24 protein-coding genes and 1 tRNA gene are annotated in these 21,116 nt (G+C 69.8%); 17 read left to right on the forward strand and 8 right to left on the reverse strand.

Features of this window, described 5'->3' with window-relative positions; all coding sequences use genetic code 11:
• Nucleotides 1-87: 87 nt before the first annotated feature.
• From infC to IS481_RS08320, 9 genes are all read left to right on the forward strand, one after another.
• Nucleotides 88-624 carry a translation initiation factor IF-3 gene (gene infC, locus IS481_RS08280; RefSeq protein ID WP_104356594.1) on the forward strand — a complete coding sequence of 179 codons (537 nt, stop codon included), beginning with the start codon at nt 88-90 and terminating at the stop codon, nt 622-624.
• A gap of 124 nt (nt 625-748) precedes the next feature.
• Nucleotides 749-952 (forward strand): 50S ribosomal protein L35, encoded by a 204-nt coding sequence (gene rpmI, locus IS481_RS08285; protein WP_104356595.1) that lies wholly within the window; start codon nt 749-751, stop codon nt 950-952.
• Between the two features lie 38 nt (nt 953-990).
• Nucleotides 991-1,350: a 50S ribosomal protein L20 gene (rplT, locus tag IS481_RS08290; protein ID WP_104356596.1), complete on the forward strand. Its 360-nt coding sequence runs from the start codon at nt 991-993 to the stop codon at nt 1,348-1,350.
• Nucleotides 1,351-1,502: 152 nt separating this feature from the next.
• Nucleotides 1,503-2,540: a phenylalanine--tRNA ligase subunit alpha gene (locus tag IS481_RS08295; protein WP_104356597.1), complete on the forward strand. Its 1,038-nt coding sequence runs from the start codon at nt 1,503-1,505 to the stop codon at nt 2,538-2,540.
• Between the two features lie 17 nt (nt 2,541-2,557).
• A complete protein-coding gene (gene pheT, locus IS481_RS08300; RefSeq protein WP_104356598.1) occupies nt 2,558-4,975 on the forward strand; it encodes a phenylalanine--tRNA ligase subunit beta in 2,418 nt (805 codons plus the stop codon).
• A 16-nt stretch (nt 4,976-4,991) separates the two neighbouring features.
• Entirely contained in the window at nt 4,992-5,333 is a 342-nt protein-coding gene (locus IS481_RS08305) for an integration host factor subunit alpha (protein WP_104356599.1), read from the forward strand.
• A 35-nt stretch (nt 5,334-5,368) separates the two neighbouring features.
• Nucleotides 5,369-5,845, forward strand: a complete 477-nt coding sequence (locus IS481_RS08310; RefSeq protein ID WP_104356600.1) for a MerR family transcriptional regulator — start codon at nt 5,369-5,371, stop codon at nt 5,843-5,845.
• 30 nt (nt 5,846-5,875) lie between these two features.
• A tRNA-Pro gene (locus IS481_RS08315) sits at nt 5,876-5,952 on the forward strand.
• A gap of 414 nt (nt 5,953-6,366) precedes the next feature.
• Complete coding sequence (locus IS481_RS08320) at nt 6,367-7,266, forward strand: Rossmann-like and DUF2520 domain-containing protein (protein ID WP_104356640.1); 900 nt, start codon at nt 6,367-6,369, stop codon at nt 7,264-7,266.
• A gap of 46 nt (nt 7,267-7,312) precedes the next feature.
• Here IS481_RS08320 and IS481_RS08325 read toward each other — a convergent pair whose 3' ends face one another.
• Together IS481_RS08325 and IS481_RS08330 are read right to left on the reverse strand one after the other, a co-directional pair.
• On the reverse strand, nt 7,313-7,687 hold the full coding sequence (locus IS481_RS08325; RefSeq protein WP_104356601.1) for a DUF3703 domain-containing protein: 375 nt from the start codon (nt 7,685-7,687) through the stop codon (nt 7,313-7,315).
• Between the two features lie 128 nt (nt 7,688-7,815).
• Nucleotides 7,816-8,268 carry an ATP-binding cassette domain-containing protein gene (locus IS481_RS08330; protein WP_419186823.1) on the reverse strand — a complete coding sequence of 151 codons (453 nt, stop codon included), beginning with the start codon at nt 8,266-8,268 and terminating at the stop codon, nt 7,816-7,818.
• 161 nt (nt 8,269-8,429) lie between these two features.
• On the opposite strand from IS481_RS08330, the gene IS481_RS08335 reads away from it, so the two are divergent.
• Nucleotides 8,430-9,242 (forward strand): TIGR04325 family methyltransferase, encoded by an 813-nt coding sequence (locus IS481_RS08335; protein ID WP_104356602.1) that lies wholly within the window; start codon nt 8,430-8,432, stop codon nt 9,240-9,242.
• Nucleotides 9,243-9,271: 29 nt separating this feature from the next.
• Here IS481_RS08335 and IS481_RS08340 read toward each other — a convergent pair whose 3' ends face one another.
• The 4 genes from IS481_RS08340 to IS481_RS08355 all read right to left on the reverse strand — a co-directional run bounded on the left by IS481_RS08340 (nt 9,272) and on the right by IS481_RS08355 (nt 12,307).
• Nucleotides 9,272-9,958: a hypothetical protein gene (locus IS481_RS08340; RefSeq protein WP_104356603.1), complete on the reverse strand. Its 687-nt coding sequence runs from the start codon at nt 9,956-9,958 to the stop codon at nt 9,272-9,274.
• 202 nt (nt 9,959-10,160) lie between these two features.
• Entirely contained in the window at nt 10,161-11,447 is a 1,287-nt protein-coding gene (locus IS481_RS08345) for an RNA polymerase sigma factor (RefSeq protein WP_104356604.1), read from the reverse strand.
• A 4-nt stretch (nt 11,448-11,451) separates the two neighbouring features.
• Entirely contained in the window at nt 11,452-11,853 is a 402-nt protein-coding gene (locus tag IS481_RS08350; RefSeq protein WP_104356605.1) for a YciI family protein, read from the reverse strand.
• A gap of 106 nt (nt 11,854-11,959) precedes the next feature.
• Nucleotides 11,960-12,307, reverse strand: a complete 348-nt coding sequence (locus IS481_RS08355; protein ID WP_104356606.1) for a YciI family protein — start codon at nt 12,305-12,307, stop codon at nt 11,960-11,962.
• A 189-nt stretch (nt 12,308-12,496) separates the two neighbouring features.
• Here IS481_RS08355 and phaR point away from each other — a divergent pair, with 189 nt between their 5' ends.
• Genes phaR through IS481_RS08370 form a run of 3 tightly spaced genes read left to right on the forward strand, consistent with a single transcriptional unit; the run spans nt 12,497 to nt 15,715 of the window.
• On the forward strand, nt 12,497-13,084 hold the full coding sequence (gene phaR, locus IS481_RS08360) for a polyhydroxyalkanoate synthesis repressor PhaR (RefSeq protein WP_104356607.1): 588 nt from the start codon (nt 12,497-12,499) through the stop codon (nt 13,082-13,084).
• A 52-nt stretch (nt 13,085-13,136) separates the two neighbouring features.
• On the forward strand, nt 13,137-14,531 hold the full coding sequence (gene rimO, locus IS481_RS08365) for a 30S ribosomal protein S12 methylthiotransferase RimO (RefSeq protein WP_104356608.1): 1,395 nt from the start codon (nt 13,137-13,139) through the stop codon (nt 14,529-14,531).
• Entirely contained in the window at nt 14,528-15,715 is a 1,188-nt protein-coding gene (locus IS481_RS08370) for a cystathionine beta-lyase (RefSeq protein WP_104356609.1), read from the forward strand. Before rimO ends, IS481_RS08370 begins: the two co-directional genes overlap by 4 nt.
• An 85-nt stretch (nt 15,716-15,800) precedes the next feature.
• Here the strand turns inward: IS481_RS08370 and smpB are convergent, their stop codons facing one another.
• Nucleotides 15,801-16,313, reverse strand: coding sequence for an SsrA-binding protein SmpB (gene smpB, locus IS481_RS08375; protein ID WP_259371681.1), 513 nt, complete (start codon nt 16,311-16,313; stop codon nt 15,801-15,803).
• Nucleotides 16,314-16,324: 11 nt separating this feature from the next.
• Between smpB and IS481_RS08380 the strand changes: the two genes are divergently transcribed.
• Together IS481_RS08380 and IS481_RS08385 are read left to right on the forward strand one after the other, a co-directional pair.
• A complete protein-coding gene (locus IS481_RS08380) occupies nt 16,325-16,777 on the forward strand; it encodes a type II toxin-antitoxin system RatA family toxin (RefSeq protein WP_104356611.1) in 453 nt (150 codons plus the stop codon).
• Nucleotides 16,764-17,084, forward strand: a complete 321-nt coding sequence (locus IS481_RS08385; RefSeq protein WP_104356612.1) for an RnfH family protein — start codon at nt 16,764-16,766, stop codon at nt 17,082-17,084. The genes IS481_RS08380 and IS481_RS08385 overlap by 14 nt, the downstream gene beginning before the upstream one ends.
• Nucleotides 17,085-17,150: 66 nt before the next feature.
• Here the strand turns inward: IS481_RS08385 and IS481_RS08390 are convergent, their stop codons facing one another.
• Nucleotides 17,151-17,663: a DUF4124 domain-containing protein gene (locus tag IS481_RS08390; RefSeq protein ID WP_104356613.1), complete on the reverse strand. Its 513-nt coding sequence runs from the start codon at nt 17,661-17,663 to the stop codon at nt 17,151-17,153.
• A 180-nt stretch (nt 17,664-17,843) separates the two neighbouring features.
• Between IS481_RS08390 and guaB the strand changes: the two genes are divergently transcribed.
• Nucleotides 17,844-19,316: an IMP dehydrogenase gene (guaB, locus tag IS481_RS08395; RefSeq protein ID WP_104356614.1), complete on the forward strand. Its 1,473-nt coding sequence runs from the start codon at nt 17,844-17,846 to the stop codon at nt 19,314-19,316.
• A gap of 75 nt (nt 19,317-19,391) precedes the next feature.
• Nucleotides 19,392-20,987, forward strand: a complete 1,596-nt coding sequence (gene guaA, locus IS481_RS08400) for a glutamine-hydrolyzing GMP synthase (protein ID WP_104356641.1) — start codon at nt 19,392-19,394, stop codon at nt 20,985-20,987.
• Nucleotides 20,988-21,116: the final 129 nt, after the last annotated feature.

Consider the following 21,116-nt stretch of genomic DNA (forward strand, 5'->3'; position numbering starts at 1 on the left):
GCCGGTCGGCCGCCAGGCCTCGGTCGTGGCGCGTGTGTTTGTGTGTTGGGGCAGGACCCCGGAAGGATCATAGCCATCGCTACTTTCATGGATCGGCGCACTCCGAACGTGGAGCGCAAGCATCGACTGAACCGGGAGATCACCGCGCCGGAAGTCCGGCTGAACGGTCCGGACAACGAGCCCCTCGGCATCGTGAGCCTGCAGGAGGCCTTGCGTCTGGCCGGCGAGTACGACGTGGATCTCGTCGAGATTGCGCCTACGGCCAATCCGCCGGTGTGCCGGTTGATGGACTATGGCAAGTTCAAGTACCAGGAGCAGAAGCGCGCTGCCGAAGCCAAGGCCAAGCAGCACGTCATCGACATCAAGGAAGTGAAGTTCCGTCCGGGCACGGACGAGGGCGACTACCAGATCAAGCTGCGCAACCTGCGCCGCTTCCTTGAGGATGGCGACAAGGGCAAGGTGACCCTGCGCTTCCGCGGCCGGGAAATCACCCACCAGGAGATCGGCATGCGCCTCCTGGAGCGGGTGCGCGATGACCTCGCCGACATCAGCGTGGTCGAGCACATGCCGAAACTCGAGGGCCGCCAGATGGTCATGGTGCTGGCGCCCAAGAAGAAGAAATAAGGCTCCTGCGGGAGCCGACACCTGCCGCCGGTCTGGTCGCCGACGGCGGGGCCAAGTGGCCCGGGGCCAGCAAGACCGCGAAAGGTTCGCGGCGCCTCACGGGCACAACGAAGAAGGAGCAGTCATGCCCAAAATGAAGACCAAGAAGAGCGCGGCCAAGCGGTTCCGCGTTCGTCCGGGTGGCACCGTCAAGCGCGGTCAGGCCTACAAGCGCCACATCCTCACCAAGAAGTCCACGACGCGCAAGCGCCACCTGCGGGGCGCGGCCAACGTGCATGACTCCAACCTGAACCAGATCGCCCAGATGATGCCCTTCGCGGGCCTGTAAGCATCGGTTCGAACGTCAACGGTTGAAGGAGAAAAGACATGCCTCGCGTCAAACGTGGTGTTACCGCCCGCGCCCGTCACAAGAAGGTGCTGGCCCTGGCCAAGGGTTTCCGCGGCCGCCGCAAGAACGTATTCCGCGTCGCCAAGCAGGCGGTGATGAAGGCGGGCCAGTACGCCTATCGTGACCGCCGTGCCAAGAAGCGTGAGTTCCGCCGTCTCTGGATCGCCCGTATCAACGCCGCGGTCCGTGAGCAGGGCATCACCTACAGCAAGTTCATGAACGGCCTGAAGAAGGCTGCCATCGCCATCGACCGCAAGGTGCTGGCGGACTTGGCCGTGAACGACCCGGCTGCCTTCGGCAGCATCGTTGCAAAGGTGAAGGCTCAACTCGCTGCTTGATCGTCGTGAGGGCGTCCGGGCCTGAACACCCGGCGCCCGACCCTCACAATGCCCCCGGGAGACCGGGGCAGCAGTCCAAGGCCGACACCTGGTGCGGCCTTTTTTATTTGATCGTTACCAGCGCGACCCCCGGGCCGCGCCGACCGAACAGCATGAACGAGCTCGACCAACTGGTCTCCCAGGCCGTTGCCGACTTCTCGCAGGCGCCGACCCCGGCCGACCTGGAGAACGCCAAGGCGCGCTATCTCGGCAAGGCCGGCCGCCTGACCGAACTTCTGAAAGGCCTGGCGGCCCTGCCGCCGGAGGAGAAGAAGGTCCGCGGGGCGGCGATCAACGAAGCCAAGCAGCGCGTCGAAGCGGCGCTGAACGAGCGCCGCCAGGCCCTGGCCGAGGCCGAGCTGCAGGCCCAGCTGAAGGCCGAGGCGCTGGACGTGACGCTGCCCGGGCGCACCCGCGGCACTGGCGGCCTGCACCCGGTGATCCGCACGATGGAGCGCATCGAGGCCATCTTCGGCTCGATGGGCTTCGACGTGGCCGACGGCCCGGAGATCGAGGCCGACTGGTTCAACTTCACCGCGCTGAACACCCCGGCCGACCACCCGGCGCGCTCGATGCACGACACCTTCTACGTCGAGGGCGGCCACTTGCTGCGCACGCACACCAGCCCGATGCAGATCCGCTACGCGGTGCAGCACGTCAAGCGCCACCGTGCGCTGCTCGACGCCGGCAAGCCGATGCCGGACATCCGCGTCATCGCCCCGGGCCGGACCTACCGCGTCGACAGCGACGCAACCCACTCGCCGATGTTCCACCAGGTCGAGGGCCTGTGGGTAGGCGAGAATGTCAGCTTCAAGGACCTGAAGGCGGTCTACGTGAGCTTCCTGCGGGAGTTCTTCGAGACCGACGACATGCAGATCCGTTTCCGGCCGAGCTATTTCCCGTTCACGGAACCCAGCGCCGAAATCGACATGATGTTCAACAGCGGCCCGCTCAAGGGCCGCTGGCTGGAAGTTTCGGGCTCCGGCCAGGTGCACCCGCAGGTGATCCGCAACATGGGGCTGGACCCCGAGCGCTACATCGGCTTTGCCTTCGGCTCCGGCATCGACCGGCTGGCCATGCTGCGCTATGGCGTCAATGACCTGCGCCTGTTCTTCGACGGTGACCTGCGCTTCCTGTCGCAGTTCAAGTAAGAAGCCCCGGAGTCGAAATGCAATTCCCAGAATCGTGGTTGCGTGAATTCTGCAATCCGCCGATCGGCACGCAGGAGCTGGCCGACGTCCTGACCATGGCAGGGCTGGAGGTCGAGGAGCTGCGCCCGGTCGCGCCGCCGTTCTCGCAGGTCGTCGTGGCGCAGGTGCTGGAAGTGGCCAAGCACCCGAACGCCGACCGCCTGAACGTCTGCCAGGTCGACGCCGGCACCGGCCAGACCCTCAACATCGTCTGCGGCGCGCCCAACGTGCGCCCGGGCATCAAGGTGCCGTGCGCGCTGGTGGGCGCGGAGCTGCCCCCCGGCGAGGACGGCAAGCCGTTCAGGATCAAGCTCGGCAAGCTGCGCGGCGTCGAAAGCCAGGGGATGCTGTGCTCGGCACGCGAGCTCAAGCTCTCCGACGACCACGGCGGCCTGCTGATCCTGGAGGACGACGCCCCCGTGGGGCGCGACCTGCGCGAGTACCTCAGGCTGGACGACGTGCTGTTCACGCTCAAGCTCACGCCCAACCTGGCGCACTGCCTGAGCGTCTACGGCGTCGCGCGCGAGGTGTCGGCGCTGACCGGCGCGCCGCTGAAGCAGCCGGCCTTCCCGCCGGTGCCGGTGAGCAACGACGCGCGCCTGCCGGTGCGCATCGAGGCGCCTGACCTGTGCGGGCGCTTCTCGGGCCGCGTGATCCGCAACGTCAACCCCAAGGCGCGCACCCCGGCCTGGATGGTCGAGCGCCTGGAGCGCTGCGGGCAGCGTTCGGTCTCGGCGCTGGTGGACATCTCGAACTACGTGATGTTCGAGCTGGGCCGCCCGTCGCACATCTTCGACTTCGACAAGATCCACGGCGGCCTGATCGTGCGCTGGGGCCGCGAGGGCGAGCGCCTGAAGCTGCTCAACGGCAACACCGTCGAGCTGGACGACAAGGTGGGCGTGATCGCCGACGAAAAGGAGGTCGAGTCGCTGGCCGGCATCATGGGGGGCGACGCGACCGCGGTGTCGGACGACACCCGCAACATCTACGTCGAGGCGGCGTTCTGGTGGCCGCAGGCCGTGGCCGGGCGCTCGCGCCGCTACAACTTCTCGACCGAGGCGGGCCACCGCTTCGAGCGCGGGGTGGACCCGGCGCTGACGGTCGAGCACATCGAGCGCATCTCCCAGCTGGTGCTGGAGATCTGCGGCGGCGAGGCCGGCCCGATGGACGACCAGGTCGTCAACGTGCCGCAGCGCCAGCCCGTGACGCTGCGCGTGGCGCGCGCCGCCAAGGTGATCGGCATGCCGGTCACCCAGGCGCAGTGCGCCGACGTGTTCCGCCGCTTGGGCCTGGAGTTCGCCGAGGGCGACGGCACGCTGACCGTCACGCCGCCCAGCTGGCGCTTCGACCTGCAGATCGAGGAAGACCTGATCGAGGAAGTGATCCGCATCATCGGCTACCAGCAGCTGCCGGACACGGCGCCGCTCGGGCCGATCCAGCCGCGCGTGCGCACCGAGTCGCAGCGCGGGCTGCACCTGGTGCGGCGGGCGCTCGCGGCGCTGGGCTACCAGGAGACGGTCAACTTCAGCTTCGTCGAGGAGCGCTGGGAGCGCGACTTCGCCGGCAACGACCACCCGATCCGCCTGCTCAACCCGATCGCCAGCTCGCTGAGCGTGATGCGCTCGTCGCTGATCGGCAGCCTGGTGCAGGTGCTGAAGTTCAACCTGGCGCGCAAGGCGAGCCGGGTGCGGGTGTTCGAGGCGGGCCGGGTGTTCCTGCGCGACGACAGCGTCGCCGACAGCGACACCACCGTGGCCGGCCTGCGCCAGCCGCTGCGCGTCTGCGGGCTGGCCTACGGGCCGGCGGCGCCGCTGCAGTGGGGCGTGGAGGACCGGCTGGTCGACTTCTACGACGTCAAGGGCGAGCTGGAGCAGCTGTTCGCGCCGCTGCAGCCGCGCTTCGTCGCCGCCGAGCACCCGGCCTTCCACCCGGGGCGCTGCGCCGCGATCGAGCTGGACGGCCAGGTGGTCGGCCATGTCGGCGAGCTGCACCCGCGCTGGCGCCAGGCCTACGAGCTGGCCCACGCGCCGGTGGTGTTCGAGGTGGACGCCGAGGCCCTGCAGCGGCGCCCGGTGCCGGCCTACCGGCCCATCCCGCGCCTGCAGGCGGTCACGCGCGACCTGGCCTTCATCGTCTCCGAGCGGGTGCGCCACGACGCGCTGATCGAGGCGGTGCAGGCCGCGCCGACCGGCGGGCTGGTGCGCAACGTCACCCTGTTCGACGTCTACAAGCCCAAGGCGGCGACCGCCGACATCGGGCTGGACGAGCGCAGCGTGGCGCTGCGGGTCGAGCTGCTGGACGAGAACGTGACGCTGACCGACGAGCGCATCGACGCCGCGATCCAGGCCATCGTCGATACACTGGTGTCCCGGCTGGGTGCCCGACTGCGTGGCTGAGCCTCGAGGAGCTGTGATGGACCGAGCAATACTCCCGTCGATCGAGACGCCGACCCTGACCAAGGCGGACCTGGCCGACCTGCTGTTCGAGCGACTGGGGCTGAACAAGCGCGAGTCGAAGGACATGGTCGAGGCGTTCTTCGAGATCATCCACACCAGCTTGGTCCAGGGCGAGGACGTGAAGCTGTCCGGGTTCGGCAACTTCCAGATCCGGCGCAAGGCGCCCCGGCCGGGGCGCAACCCCCGCACCGGGGAGGCGATCCCGATCAAGGCGCGCAACGTGGTCACCTTTCACGCCAGCCACAAGCTGAAGGCGGTCGTGCAAGGCGACATTCCCGCCGGTGACGACTTCGAGTAAAGTCTTAGCATCCTTGCTCGATCTCGTTGATTTCAGTGGAGAAAACGCTCCCCGCCATTCCTGCCAAACGCTACTTCACCATCGGTGAGGTCAGCGAGCTGTGTGGCGTCAAGCCGTACGTGCTTCGTTACTGGGAGCAGGAGTTCACGCAGCTCAAGCCGATGAAGCGCCGGGGCAACCGGCGCTACTACCAGCACCACGAGGTGCTGCTGATCCGGCGCATCCGCGAACTGCTCTACGAACAGGGCTTCACGATCAGCGGGGCCCGCAACCGGCTCGCGGAGATGGGGCTGCACCGGGCGGCCGCGGCGCAGGAGCTGCCGCGCGAGGCCCTGGTCCCGGAGGAACCCGTCCCGGGCATCGACGCCGCACCGGCTGGCGCCCCCGAGGAGCCGGCCGCCGCGGCCGCGCTGGCGGCCAACCCCACGGCCGCGCGCGCGGCCGTCGTGCCGTACTCGATGGAGCAGGTGCGACAGGAACTGCTCGCGATTCGCAGCCTGCTGGTCACGTGACGAAATTCATCTTATAATCTCGAGCTTCGTCGGGGTGTAGCGCAGCCTGGTAGCGCACTTGCATGGGGTGCAAGGGGTCGCGAGTTCGAATCCCGCCACCCCGACCATTCATTCGAGACGGGTCAGCAGTCACAAGCTGCTGACCCGTTGCCTTTTCCGGGGCGGCATTTCCCGCTGCGCCCCGCAGTTCGCCCCCGCCAGCCTCGTCCTTCGCCTTGCGCTTGGTGCCTTCCCCGGCACGAAGGAGGCTGGTGCGGCCTGTGCCGCCGCCTCGCCTGCGTCGGGCCGGATGTCCGGGCGGAATGGGCCGCTGGATGAATCTTCATGCCAGTCCTGCCGCGCTTGCGCCACAGTCACGCCAAGGAACGCAGGGACTCCTTGCGCCTGCCGGGACGCCTGCCGGCACGAACATGCTGCCTGGCAGGCCTGCCGCTCCCTGTGCCGAGGGCAGCGGCGCAGCGTCCCGGGAACGCCACCTGCCGTCCCGTCTTTCACCTTCAACGAGCTTCCCTGCCATGTCGATGCCGCCCGCCTTGTCCTTGCCGGATGCCTCGCCTCGTGACCGGACCCTCGGGTTCCTCGGGTGCGGCAGGGTGGGGCGCACGCTCGCGATGGCGTACTCGCGGGCGGGATTCAGGGTGCAGCTGGCGTGGAGTCGTTCGGCCGACACGTCGGCGCGGATGGCCGGGGAAGTGCCGGGGCTTCGCGTGCAAGCGCATCCCCAGGAGGTGGTCGACGGGGTGGACTTCGTCTGGGTCACGGTGTCCGACGACGCGATCGGGCCGCTCGCGTCGTCGCTGCAGTGGCGACCGGGCCAGTGGGTGGTGCACTGCAGCGGCGCAACCGAGGTGGCGGCGCTGCGCAAGGCGCGGGAGGCGGGAGGGCTCACCGGCGGGTTCCATCCGCTCCAGATGTTCGCGAATCCCCAGGTCGCGCTGCAGGGGCTGGCCGGCTGCGTGGTCGGCATCGAGGCCGAGGGCCCGCTGCTCGAGGCCCTGGAGGAGATGGCGCAGGCCATCGGCTGCCACCCGATCCGCGTCCCTGCGGGCGACCGGGCGCTCTACCACGCGTCCGCGTACTACGTGGGCCCGTTCCTCATCGCGCTGCTGGCCGAGGCGGTGGCGCTGTGGCAGCGCTTCGGCGCCTCGGCGGCCGAGGCATTGCGTGCGCTGTTGCCGCTGCTGCACGGGACCCTGTCGGCCGTCGGTGACGCCGGGCTGGCCGGAGGCATGGGCGGCTGCGTCGTGCGCGGGGACGCCGGCACGGTGCAGAAGCACCTCGACGCGCTTGGCGCCTTCGATCCCGAGGCGCAGGCCCTGTACCGGGCACTGGCGCTGCGCACCGTCCCGCTGGGCATCCAGCGCCGGACGTTGAGCGAGGAGCGCGCCGAGGTGATCCGTCGCTTGCTGCTCGGGCGTTGACCCGGGCGGGGGCCGCGGCTGGCGACGGCGCCCACGTCGCCCCGCGTCATGCGACGGCGGCGCGCACCTGCTCGATCAGCGCGGCCAGGTCGGCCCGCACCGGCATGGGCTGGAAGGCGCCGACCGTTGCGCGTCCCGGGTTGCCCAGGGGCAGGCGCCCGCTCAGGTGACCCAGCGGGGTGAGCAGCAGCCGCGCAAGCTGGCCGACGGCTTCGCGCCCGTCCCGGGTGCGCAGGGCCAGCACCAGCATCGCCCAGTGCGTCCGGACGTGCGGCACGAAGTGGCGCTGGCCGACCACGTGGGCGGCCTCCAGGAAGCGCCAGCGCAGCGCCGTCTCCGGGGCGGTGCGTGCGCCGTGCAGCAGCGCCTCGAAAACGGTTGCTTCGAAGGCAGACGGGGCAGGTCGTCGGGGTGCGCTCATCGGTGAACCTCCTGGGGCGGGCCGGAAACGATGCCGGGATTGCAAACCCTGTAGTCACTCCAGAGTCAAGCCGGTGGCTTGCCAGGGTTGCAGCCGCCATCCGTCGGCGCCGGCCTGCAGCCGGTCGGTCAGCGCCAGCCGGTCCAGGAACACGTCGTCGTGCGACACCGCGACCAGCGCCCCACGGTCGTGGCGCAGCAGGGCTTCGAGGGCCTCCAGGGTGGCAGGTCGAGGTGGTTGCCGGGCTCGTCCAGCAGCAACAGCTGCGGCGGCGGGTCGGCGTAGAGGATGCAGGCCAGCGCCGCCTTGAGGCGTTCGCCGCCGGCCAGGGCGCCGCTGGGGCGCGCGACCTGGCGGGCGTCCAGCCCCAGTTGCGCGAGGCGCATGCGCAGCTCCGCTTCGGACGCCGTGGGGCGGGCCTCCTGCAACTGCACGAGCACCGGGCGCCGTGGGTCCAGGGTGGCCAGCCGCTGGTCCAGGTGGACGCAGCGGGCCAGCGTCCTGCACGTGCCGCCCAGCGGGGCGAGATGGCCGGCGATGACCTGGAGCAGCGTCGACTTGCCGCGTAGGCGTGGCGGCACGCACGGACAGGGCGTCCCCAGGGGCCTTCGGGCACGCCGGTTGCCGAGCGGGTTCGATGCGCTGCCGGTACCGCCCGGCCGGGTCAGGGGCCGCGGCGGGTGTCGTGTCCGCAGCCCATCGGCGGCGGATCGGCAGGCGTTCACTCGGGGAGGGTCTGGGCATGAACTGGCTGGAGTCCATCGATCGCAACGTGGGGCGCTGGAAAACCGTCCCTGGCTTGAGGTCCGTGGCGAAGCGGCGCTACGTCTCGCGTTTCCTCAACAACGTCGACGACAACCTTTTTTTCGGCATTTTTGACAGCTTCGACGCCGCGGCGGCCAGCGCGCCGAAGTCGCGGCCGCTGGGCTACGACAACGACGATTCGGCCAACATCCCGTACGCCAGCACGATCACGCCGCACGACTACCCGGCGGTGTTCTGGCTCAACCAGTCGTTCCACGAAGGCTTGCAGTCGGTGCTGGACCTGGGTGGGCACCTGGGTGTCAAGTACTACGCGTTCCGCCGGGTGATCGGGTTCCCGCCCGGGCTGCGCTGGACGGTGTGCGACGTGCCGGCGGTGGTGCGCCGCGGCCGGGAGCTGGCGCGCGTGCGCGACCCGGACGGCCGGCTGCACTTCACCGAGGACTACGACGAGGCGGCGCGGCACGAGGTCCTGTTCGCCTCGGGCAGCCTGCAGTACCTGCCGCTCACGCTGGCGGAACTGCTCGATCGCCTGGCGACCAAGCCGCGGCGCATCGTCGTCAACCTCACGCCGATCCACGACTCGCGCGCGTTCTTCACGCTCAACAGCATCGGCACCGCGTTCTGCGCCTACCGCGTGCAGGCGCGCGAGCGCTTCATCGACGAGGTGCGCGCACGCGGCTACGTGAAGCGCGACGAATGGCAGAACCCGGGCAAGTCGCTGCACCTGCCGTGCGAGGACGGCTACGACGTCGAGCACTACAGCGGGTTCTGCTTCGACCGCGAGGGGTGAGGCAGAGAACGAAAGCGCCCCGCCCGGGGTCAGGGCCGGGACGCGTCGATGTCGGTGCCGTCCGAGCGCATGCCGTAGAGGGCGCCCGTGCCGCCGCCGGCCGCGCCGGCACCGCCACCCCCTCCACCGCCTCCAGCCCGTCCGCCGGGCGCGCCGCCACCGCCGCGGCTGCCGCCACCGGCGGGCCGCAGCGGGCCCTGAGGCGGCACGCTCACGTGCGCCGGGATGGGGTCGAGGTCCAGCACCTCGCGGATGAAGTCGCGCAGCGACACCACCAGCGCCGCGGTCTCGATGCGGCGACCGGCGACCATGTCCTGCGCGGCCTTGGCGGCCAGCTCGACCTGTTCCGCGGTGCCGAGCAGGATCACGTCGGACAGCGCCGCTTCCACCGCGTCGCGGGTGCGCCGGGTGCGCTCGGAGCTGTAGCTGGGGGTCGTCGCTTCGTCGGCGGCTTCGGCCGCTTCCAGGCGGCGCAGTTCGCGCAGGTGCTGCGGATCGACCGTCAGCTCGCCGGTGAACGAGCCGCCCAGCGTCTTGTAGGCGGCGATCAGCGTGCGCAGGCGTTCGTTGATCTGGCGGTTCTGCCGTTCGCGGCGCTGCTGCACCGTCTGCATCAGCACCAGGCGGATGCTGACCGCGATCAGCGAGAACAGCGCCAGTCCCAGCACCGTGGTCAGCAGGCCTTGCCAGGAAGTGAAGTCGATCAGGTCGCGCACGTCGTGCCCTCGGGAGGTCCGCGTCCCGGGGGACGCGAGGGGCCTATTGTGGCCCGGGTGCCAGGCGTGCGCCACGCGCGCGACCTGCTCAATTTGACGGCAGTCTGACGGGCGCCCGCGCCGTTGCTGGGGCCGCGCGCGGTGTCGACAAGTTCTCCACAGGCCCTTCCACAAACGCTGTGGATGCCGGGCTGTGCTGGGCTCAGCCGCGCGGGCCGGGTGGTGCGGCCAGCGCCTGCGCGCGTGCCAGCAGCAGCTCGCGTTCGCGCTGGTTGCGCGCCAGCGCGGCGGCCTGTTCGAACTCCGCGCGGGCCTCGTCGGTGCGGCCCAGCCGGGCCAGCAGGTCGCCGCGCACGCTGGGCAGCCACTGGTAGTTCTGCAGCGCGCGCTCGCCGCGCATGCGGTCGACGATCTCCAGGGCAGCGGCGGGGCCGAAGGCCATGCTCACGGCCACCGCGCGGTTGAGCTCGACCACCGGGGAGGGCGCCACCTGCGCGAGCGCGTCGTACAGCGCGACGATGGTGTGCCAGTCGGTCTCCTCGGGCGCCTGCGCGCGCGCATGGCAGGCGGCGATCGCGGCCTGCAGGCCGTAGGGGCCGAGCGGCCCGAGCGACTCGGCGCGTTCGAGCGCGGCCAGCCCGCGGCGGATCAGCAGGCGGTCCCAGCGGCTGCGGTCCTGCTCCAGCAACAGCACGGGCCGGCCGGCGGCATCGACGCGCGCCGCGTGCCGCGAGGCCTGCAGCTCCATCAGCGCGACCAGCCCGTGCACCTCGCCTTCCTCCGGGGCCAGCCCGGCCAGCACGCGGCCCAGCCGCAGCGCCTCGTTGCACAGGTCCAGGCGCATCCAGTCGTCGCCGGCGGTGGCGGTGTAGCCCTCGTTGAAGATCAGGTAGATCACCTCCAGCACCGACTCCAGCCGTTCGTGCAGCGCGGCGCCTTGCGGCAGCTCGAACGGCACGCGCGCGGCGGTGAGCGTGCGCTTGGCCCGCACGATGCGCTGCGCGACGGTGGGTTCCGGCACCAGGAAGGCGCGCGCGATCTCGGCGGTGGTCAGCCCGCCCAGCAGCCGCAGGGTCAGCGCCACGCGCGCGTCGGTCGACAGCACCGGATGGCAGGCGGTGAAGATCAGGCGCAGCAGGTCGTCGCCGATCTGGTCGGCACGGGCCTCGTCCAGCGCGTCGACGAAGTCGGGCACGACCAGGGCCTCCATCGCCTCCAGCTCATGGCCGATCTGCTGGTGCTTGTCGGCGAGCAGCTTGTCGCGCCGCAGGTGGTCGAGCGCGCGGTGCTTCGCGGTGGTCATCAGCCAGGCGCCGGGGTTGTCCGGCACGCCGGTGCGCGGCCAGTGCTCGAGCGCGGCCACCAGCGCATCCTGCGCCAGCTCCTCGGCCAGGCCGACGTCGCGCACCAGGCGCGCCACGCCGGCGATGATCTTCGCGGCCTCGATGCGCCAGACGGCTTCGATGGCGCGGTGGGTGGGGGTCGGCATGGGCTCAGCCTCCCACGCGGTGTGCGGCCGCCCCCGAGGCGTCCCGAGGGGGCGGGGGCACCGCCTCGTCAGGGTCGCACAGCTGGCGCACCTCGATCTCGGCGCTGCCGCCCGGAGCCGGGCAGCGCCGCGCCCATTCGAGTGCTTCCTCGCGCGAGCGCACCTGGATCAGGGCGTAGCGGGTGATGCGGGCTTCTGCGCCGGCCACGGGCCCGTCGATCACGGTGCGGTGCCCGTGCTCGTAGCGCAGCCGCCAGCCCGGGTCGCCCGGCTGCAGGGCGGAGGCGTCGAGCAGCACGCCGGCGCGGGTCAGTTCGGCGTGATAGCGGGCCATGGCGAGCTCCTCCTCGGGCGGCACCCCGGCGTCGCGTGCGGCATGGGCCCTGACGATGATGATGAAGCGCATCTCGTTCCCCTCGGTGTGGCGCCCCGCCCGGGTGGGCGGAGCCGTCAGGGAGACGACGAAGCAACGGGGCGGATTTCGACAGCCGCGACGGGGGTGGACGGCGCGCCTACATGTAGCAGGGCGCCACCTGCCGGACCTCGATGGTGCACCAGTGCACGGCCGGGCACTCGGCGGCGATGCGCAGCGCTTCCTCGCGAGTCTCGCAGTTCAGCAGGAAGAAGCCGCCGACCATCTCCTTGGCCTCGGCAAACGGGCCGTCCAGCGTCTGCGGCTTGCCGTTGCGCACGGTGATACGGGTCGACGCCGAGGCGAGCGACTCGCTGGCGACCAGCAGGCCGCGGCGCTGCAGGTCCTCGCCGAAGCGCCGCATCGCGGCATAGGTTTCGCGCCCTTCGGCCTCGGTCCTCGTGAGCCTCTGGCCGGGCGGCTCCATGATCAACAGCATGTAGGGCATGGGTCCTCCCTCTCGGGGCCGGTGGGTGTACCGGATGACGAAGGGCGATTACATCACGACGCGCGCCCCTGTGCGATTGGCGGGCGGACCACCGCCGCACCGGGGGAAACCCTTCTGCAAGCGCCAGTACCCCCACCCCTAGAATGGTCCATTGTGCTCTGCACAACGCCGATGTGACTGGAGATTCCCATGGCAAGAGCCAGACGCCCCGGGGCCGCCGCGCAAGCAGGTGCGGATTCCCAGGATGTGCGAACCCTGAAGAAGTACCCCAACCGCCGGCTCTACGACACCCAGACCAGCAGCTACATCACCCTGGCCGACGTCAAGCAGATGGTGCTGGACGGCCAGCCGTTCGTCGTGCGCGACGCCAAGACCAACGAGGACCTGACGCGCAGCATCCTGCTGCAGATCATCCTCGAGGAAGAGACCGGCGGCATGCCGATGTTCACCACGCCGATGCTGGCGCAGATCATCCGGTTCTACGGTCACACGATGCAGGGCCTGATGGGCACCTACCTCGAGAAGACCATCCAGGCCTTCATCGAGATGCAGTCGCGCTTTGCCGAGCAGTCCAAGGGCCTGTACGACCCCAAGGGGCTGAACCCCGAGATGTGGACGCAGTTCATGAGCGTGCAGGCGCCGATGATGCAGGGGCTGATGGCCAGCTACCTGGAGCAGTCCAAGAACATGTTCGTGCAGATGCAGGAGCAGATGCAGAAGCAGGCCGAATCGCTGATGCCCGGCTTCGGCGGCTTCCCGCCCGGCGGCAAGCGCTAGCGGCGGCCTCGTGCGCCATAGGGCGGGGCCGGATCGGCGAAAATCCCGCCCCATGACGCAAGACACCTCCACGGCGGCGCCCCAGGCGGGCACCGCTCCCAAGATCGGCTTCGTGAGCCTGGGCTGCCCCAAGGCGCTGACCGATTCCGAGCTGATCCTCACCCAGCTGAGCGCCGAGGGCTACCAGACCTCGCGCACCTTCGAGGGCGCCGACCTCGTCATCGTCAACACCTGCGGCTTCATCGACGACGCGGTCAAGGAAAGCCTGGACACCATCGGCGAGGCGCTGGCCGAGAACGGCAAGGTGATCGTCACCGGCTGCCTGGGCGCGCGCACCGGCGAGGGCGGCGAGAACCTGGTCCAGCAGGTCCATCCGAAGGTGCTTGCCGTCACCGGCCCGCACGCGACCCACGAGGTGATGGAGGCGGTGCACCGCCACGTGCCCAAGCCGCACGACCCGTTCGTCGACCTGGTGCCCCCGGCGGGCATCAAGCTCACCCCGAAGCACTACGCCTACCTGAAGATCAGCGAGGGCTGCAACCACCGCTGCACCTTCTGCATCATCCCCGGCATGCGCGGCGACCTGGTCTCGCGCCCCGTGGGCGACGTGCTCAACGAGGCGCAGCGGCTGTTCGAGTCGGGCGTCAAGGAGCTGCTGGTGATCAGCCAGGACACCAGTGCCTACGGCGTGGACGTCAAGTACCGCACCGGCTTCTGGAACGGGCGCCCGGTGCGCACCCGCATGCTGGACCTGGTGCAGGCGCTGGGCGATCTGGCCGAGCAGCACGGCGCCTGGGTGCGGCTGCACTACGTCTATCCCTATCCGCACGTCGACGAGGTGCTGCCGCTGATGGCCAGCGGCCGCATCCTGCCCTACCTGGACGTGCCGTTCCAGCACGCGCATCCGGACGTGCTCAAGCGCATGAAGCGCCCGGCCAGCGGCGAGAAGAACCTGGAGCGCATCCGCCGCTGGCGCGAGATCTGCCCGGAGCTGGTGATCCGCAGCACCTTCATCGCCGGCTTTCCGGGCGAGACCGAGGCCGAGTTCGAGTACCTGCTGGACTTCATCCGCGAGGCCGGCATCGACCGCGCCGGCTGCTTCGCCTACTCGCCGGTGGACGGCGCCGCGGCCAACGAGCTGCCCGGCGCGCTGCCCGACGAGGTGCGCGAGGAACGCCGCGCGCGCTTCATGGCGGTGGCCGAGGAGGTCTCGGTCGCGCGCCTGCAGCGCCGCGTGGGCTCGGTCATGCAGGTGCTGGTCGACGCCGCCCCCGCGATGGGCCGCAAGGGCGGGGTGGGGCGCAGCTACGCCGACGCGCCGGAGATCGACGGCACGGTGCGCCTGCTGCCGCCCGAGAAGCTGTCCAAGACGCTCAAGGTGGGCGAGTTCACCCGCGCGCGCATCGTCGCGGCCGAGGGGCATGACCTGGTGGGGGTGCCGGTATGACGCAGGACGACCGCGACCCGCGCACCGGGCTGATCCACCACCCGTACCGCGCGCCGGAGGGCTTCGAGTCGCCCGTGGTCGGCGTGCACAAGGGCTCGACCGTGTTCTTTCCCAACGTGGCCGCGATGCGCGCGCGCACCTGGAAGGACAAGTCCGGCTACACCTACGGCCTGCACGGCACGCCGACCACCTTCACGCTGGAAGAGCGCATCGCCACGCTGGAAGGCGGGCGCCACACGCTGCTGGTCAGCAGCGGGCTGGCCGCGATCATGCTGGTCAACCTGTCGCTGCTGCGCGCGGGCGACGAGGTGCTGCTGCCGGACAACGTCTACGGCCCGAGCCGCGACCTCGCGGTGCACGAGCTGGCGCAGTACGGCATCACGCACCGCATCTACGACCCGATGGGCGGGGCCGGGGCGCTGCGCGCGGCGATCGGCGAGCGCACCCGGCTGGTGTGGCTGGAGGCGGCCGGCTCGGTGACGCTGGAGTTCCCGGACCTGCGCGGCCTGGTGGCCGCAGCGCGCGAGCGCGGCGTGACGGTGGCTTTGGACAACACCTGGGGCGCGGGCATCGCGTTCCGCCCGTTCGACCTCGGCGAGGGGCTGGGCGTGGACGTGTCCATCCACGCGCTGACCAAGTACCCCTCGGGCGGCGGCGACGTGCTGATGGGGGCGGTCACCACGGTGGACCGCGCGCTGCACGAGCGCATCATGATGACGCACAGCCGCTTCGGCCTGGGCGTGGGCGCCAACGACGCGGAGCTGGTGCTGCGTTCGCTGCCCAGCCTGCACCTGCGCTACCACGCGCAGGACGCCTCGGCGCGCCGCATCGCGGCCTGGGCGCAACAGCGCCCCGAGGTCGCGCGCGTGCTGCACCCGGCGCTGCCCGGCTCGCCGGGGCACGAGCACTGGGCCGCGCAATGCAGCGCGGCGGCGGGGCTGCTGTCGATCGCGTTCCAGCCGCGCCACGACGCGGCGGCGGTGGACCGCTTCGTCGATGCGCTGCGGCTGTTCCGCATCGGGTATTCGTGGGGCGGGCCGGTGAGCCTGGTCGTGCCGTACCCGATCCAGGCGATGCGCGCCTTCGAGGCGCCGGTGGCCGGCACGCTGGTGCGCCTGTGCATCGGGCTGGAGCGCACCGAGGACCTGATCGCCGACCTGGAACAGGCCCTGGGCGCGCTCTGACCGTCCTTGGTTGACGGCGCCTCGTGGTCCACGGGGCGCGCCTGTCTGTTTCGCCGAAAGGACCGTTTCGACCTGCCGGCGCGGGTCACCCCTTCGGGTTCGATGAGACCTTGTGTCTCATCAGCCGACCTTTTTCCCGCTCCCAGTCGCGTTTCTTTTCGGTCTCGCGCTTGTCGTGCAGCTGCTTGCCCTTGGCGAGCGCGATCTCGACCTTCACGAGGCCGTTCTTGTAGTACATGCTCAGCGGCACCAGCGTGTAGCCGCGCTGCTCGACCTTGCCGATCAGCCGCCGGATCTCGTCCTTCTTCATCAGCAGCTTCTTGGTGCGGTCGGCCTCGGGACGCACGTGGGTCGAGGCGGTGCGCAGCGCGTTGATGCGGCAGCCGATCAGGTACAGCTCGCCGTCGCGGATCACCACGTAGCCGTCGGTGAGCTGGACCTGTCCGGCGCGGATGGCCTTGACCTCCCAACCTTCCAGCACGATGCCGGCTTCGAAGCGCTCTTCGATGTGGTACTCGAAACGCGCTCTTCTGTTTTCTGCAATGGACATGAGGTCGTCTTTGGTTGAGGCGGGCGCTTCGTGACGCGGCCCTAAAATCCCCGCATTCTATGAAGCACGTCAAGAAGTCGGTCCTGCTGTGGTATTCGGCCCAGGAGATGTACGAGCTGGTGACCCGGGTGCAGGACTATCCGCAATTCCTGCCCTGGTGCGACAAGGCCGAGGTGCTGGAGTCGAGCGAAGGGCAGATGACCGCCAGGTTGCACCTGTCCTACGCCGGCCTGCACCACGCCTTCACCACCCGTAACACCCACGTGCCCGGCGAGCTGGTCGTCGTCAAGCTGGTCGACGGCCCGTTCTCGCTGCTCGAGGGGGAATGGCGCTTCACGCCGATCGGCAGCGGCGTCTCCGGGCCGCCGGCCAGCAAGGTCGAGCTGGACCTGCGCTATGCGTTCTCCAGCGGCACGCTGCAGGCGCTGGTCAGCCCCGTGTTCGACCGCATCGCCAACACGCTGGTCGACTCCTTCGTCAAGCGTGCCGCACAGGTCTATGGCGAGCGCTGACACGCTGCGCGTCGAGGTGGCCTACGTGCCGCAGGGCGGGGCGCCGGACATCGTCGCGCTCGAGCTGGCCCCGGGCTCGACCATCCTGCACGCGGTGCGCGCCAGCGGGGTGCTCGGCCGCCATCCCGAGATCGACCTGGCGACGCAGCGCGTCGGGATCTGGGGCAAGGTCAAGCCACTGAGCCAGCCGCTGCGCGACCGCGACCGGGTCGAGATCTACCGGCCGCTGACGGTGGACCCCAAGGAGGCGCGCCGGCTGCGCTACCGCGACCACCGGCAGCGCAAGGCGGCCGCCGGCCGCGGCTGACGGTGCCTGACATGCAAACGGGCCAGCGTGCCGGCCCGTCGGGAAGCAAGCCGCAGGGCGCGGTGTTCAGTCGCAGTCGGCCTGGATGATCTCGCGCACGCGCGCCATTTCCTTGGCGCGTTCCTGGTCGTCCAGGATCTCGCGCTCGCCCTTCTGGTTGGTGCGGGCGATGCGCACGCCGCTGGCCAGCGTCTGCTCGTAGCTGCGGGCACGGGCGCAGTTCTCGGCGCGCGCCTGGGCCAGGCGTTCTTCCTCCGCCTTGCGCTTGGCCTGCTGCTCTTCCTCTTCCTTCTTGCGCCGGGCTTCCAGCTCCTTGTCCACCGTGGGGGCGGCGGGCTTGAGCGCGGCGTCCTCGGCCGCGGAGGCCGCAGCCGGCGGGGGCGGCGGCAGGGCGCGGCTGTGCGCCGGGCGCTGCAGGATGTCCTTGTCCGGCACGCTGGCGGGCGGCGGGCGGTCGCTGTACTGCACCTTGCCGGCAGCATCCTTCCATTTCCACTGCGCGGCGGCGGGCAGGGCGGCTGCCAGGCCCAGGGCAAGGCAGATCCCGGCGGGCAACAGGCGAAGTGACGCAAATTTCATGCGGCGCAGTGTAGCGGCCGCCTTGCGGCCTCACCAAGGGGGCGGCCCCGGCCCCGCGCGCCGGGTGTGACCGATCGCACGGTTTGCCGGCGGCCCGATAGGCCCGGCACGCGGTGCGGGCGAGCCCCCGGGCCGGCCGGCGGCTACATATAATCCGCTTTTGCGTCTGGAGCTTCTCGAATGCGCCTGCTCGGTAAAGCGCTCACCTTCGACGACGTGTTGTTGGTGCCGGCGTACTCCCAAGTGTTGCCCCGCGACACGTCCCTCGCCACCCGACTCACCCGCAACATCACGCTGAACCTGCCGCTGGTGTCCGCCGCCATGGACACCGTCACGGAATCCCGCCTGGCCATCACGATGGCCCAGGAAGGCGGCATCGGCATCATCCACAAGAACCTCAGCCCCAAGCAGCAGGCGGCCGAGGTCTCCAAGGTCAAGCGCTACGAGTCCGGCATCCTGCGCGACCCGATCACGGTCACGCCGGACATGCCCGTGCGCGCGGTCAAGGAGCTGTCGCAGGAACACGGCGTCTCGGGCTTCCCGGTGCTCGAGGGCAAGAAGGTGGTCGGCATCGTCACCGGCCGCGACCTGCGCTTCGAGACCCGCCTGGATCTGCCGATCCGCGAGATCATGACCCCGCGCGAGCGCCTGGTCACGGTCAAGGAAGGTGCCTCGCTGGAAGAGGGCAAGGCCCTGATGCACAAGCACCGCCTGGAGCGCGTGCTGGTCGTCAACGACGACTTCGAGCTGCGCGGCCTGATGACGGTCAAGGACATCACCAAGCAGACCAACTTCCCCAACGCCGCGCGCGATGCGCACGGCAAGCTGCGCGTCGGCGCCGCGGTGGGCGTCGGTGAAGGCACCGAGGAACGCATCGACCTGCTGGTCAAGGCCGGCGTCGACGTGATCGTGGTCGACACCGCCCACGGCCACAGCAAGGGCGTGCTCGAGCGCGTGCGCTGGGTCAAGCAGCACTACCCGCAGGTCGAGGTGATCGGCGGCAACATCGCCACCGGCGCGGCCGCGCTGGCCCTGGTGGAGGCGGGCGCCGACGCGGTCAAGGTCGGCATCGGCCCCGGCTCGATCTGCACTACCCGCATCGTCGCGGGCGTGGGCGTGCCGCAGATCACCGCGATCGACAACGTCGCCACCGCGCTGGCCGGCACCGGCGTGCCGCTGATCGCCGACGGCGGCATCCGCTACTCCGGCGACATCGCCAAGGCCATCGCGGCCGGCGCCCACACGGTGATGATGGGCGGCATGTTCGCCGGCACCGAGGAAGCCCCGGGCGAGGTCATCCTGTACCAGGGCCGCAGCTACAAGAGCTACCGCGGCATGGGCTCGATCGGCGCGATGAAGGCCGGCTCGGCCGACCGCTACTTCCAGGAAAACGACGAGTCCACCAACCCCAATGCCGACAAGCTGGTGCCCGAGGGCATCGAAGGCCGGGTGCCGTACAAGGGGGCGCTGGTCACCATCCTGTACCAGATGGCCGGCGGCCTGCGCGCGGCGATGGGCTACTGCGGCTGCGCCAGCATCGAGGAGATGCGCACCAAGGCCGAGTTCGTCCAGATCACCGCGGCCGGCATCCGCGAGAGCCACGTCCACGACGTGCAGATCGTCAAGGAAGCGCCGAACTACCGCGTGGAGTGATTCCGGCTTTCACCGACGCCCAGGCAGCACCTGCTCCGGTGCTGCCTTTTCCTTTTCCAGACTCAGGTGTACACCGTGCACGACAAGATCCTCATCCTCGACTTCGGCTCCCAGGTCACCCAGCTCATCGCGCGGCGCGTGCGCGAGGCCCACGTGTACTGCGAGGTGCACCCCTGCGACGTGACCGACGACTGGGTGCGCGACTACGCGCGTGACGGCCACCTGAAGGGCGTGATCCTTTCCGGCAGCCACGCCAGCGTCTACGAGGAAAGCACCGACCGTGCCCCGCAGGTGGTGTTCGAGCTGGGCGTGCCGGTGCTGGGCATCTGCTACGGCATGCAGACCATGGCGACCCAGCTGGGCGGCAAGGTCGAGGGCGGCCACAAGCGCGAGTTCGGCTATGCCGAGGTGCGCGCCCATGGCCACACCGCGCTGCTGAAGGACATTGCCGACTTCACCACGCCCGAAGGCCACGGCATGCTGAAGGTGTGGATGAGCCACGGCGACAAGGTCACCGAGCTGCCGCCGGGCTTCAAGCTGATGGCCAGCACCCCGAGCTGCCCCATCGCCGGCATGGCCGACGAGGCGCGCCGCTTCTACGGCGTGCAGTTCCACCCCGAGGTGACGCACACGGTCAAGGGCCGCGACATCCTCAACCGCTTCGTGCTGCAGATCTGCGGCGCCAAACCCGACTGGGTGATGGGCGACTACATCAGCGAGGCGGTGCAGAAGATCCGCGAGCAGGTGGGCGACGAGGAAGTGATCCTGGGCCTGTCCGGCGGCGTCGATTCCAGCGTCGCGGCGGCGTTGATCCACCGCGCCATCGGCGACCAGCTCACCTGCGTGTTCGTCGACCACGGCCTGCTGCGCCTCAACGAAGGCCAGATGGTGATGGACATGTTCGCGCGCAACCTGGGCGTGAAGGTGGTGCACGTCGATGCGAGCGAGCAGTTCACGGGCCACCTCAAGGGCGTGGCCGACCCCGAGGCCAAGCGCAAGATCATCGGCCGCGAGTTCGTCGAGGTGTTCCAGGCCGAGGCGCGCAAGCTCACCCGCGCCAAGTGGCTGGCGCAGGGCACGATCTACCCGGACGTGATCGAGTCCGCCGGCGCCAAGACCGGCAAGGCCACCACGATCAAGAGCCACCACAACGTCGGCGGCCTGCCCGAGACGCTGGGCCTGAAGCTGCTCGAGCCGCTGCGCGAGCTGTTCAAGGACGAGGTGCGCGAGCTGGGCGTGGCGCTCGGCCTGCCGCACGAGATGGTCTACCGCCACCCGTTCCCCGGCCCCGGCCTGGGCGTGCGCATCCTGGGCGAGGTCAAGCGCGAATACGCCGACCTGCTGCGCCGCGCCGACGCGATCTTCATCGAGGAACTGCGCAACACCGTCGACCCCGCCACCGGCAAGAGCTGGTACGACCTGACCAGCCAGGCGTTTGCCGTGTTCCTGCCGGTCAAGAGCGTGGGCGTGATGGGCGACGGCCGCACCTACGACTACGTCGTCGCCCTGCGCGCCGTGCAGACCAGCGACTTCATGACCGCCGACTGGGCCGAGCTGCCGTACAGCCTGCTCAAGAAGGTCTCCAGCCGCATCATCAACGAGGTGCGCGGCATCAACCGCGTGACCTACGACGTGTCGTCGAAGCCGCCGGCGACGATTGAGTGGGAGTGAATTACAGTCGGTTCCACATCGTTCAGAATGGTTCAAAGAAGCCGATGTTTCAGTAAGTAAATCAATGAGTTAGGCGACGATCTTGTGTCAGGATCGTTCAGACTGATTCATCGGGTGAAAAACTGGAAT

Source organism: Caldimonas thermodepolymerans (genome assembly GCF_015476235.1).
GTDB classification, from domain to species: domain Bacteria; phylum Pseudomonadota; class Gammaproteobacteria; order Burkholderiales; family Burkholderiaceae_C; genus Caldimonas; species Caldimonas thermodepolymerans.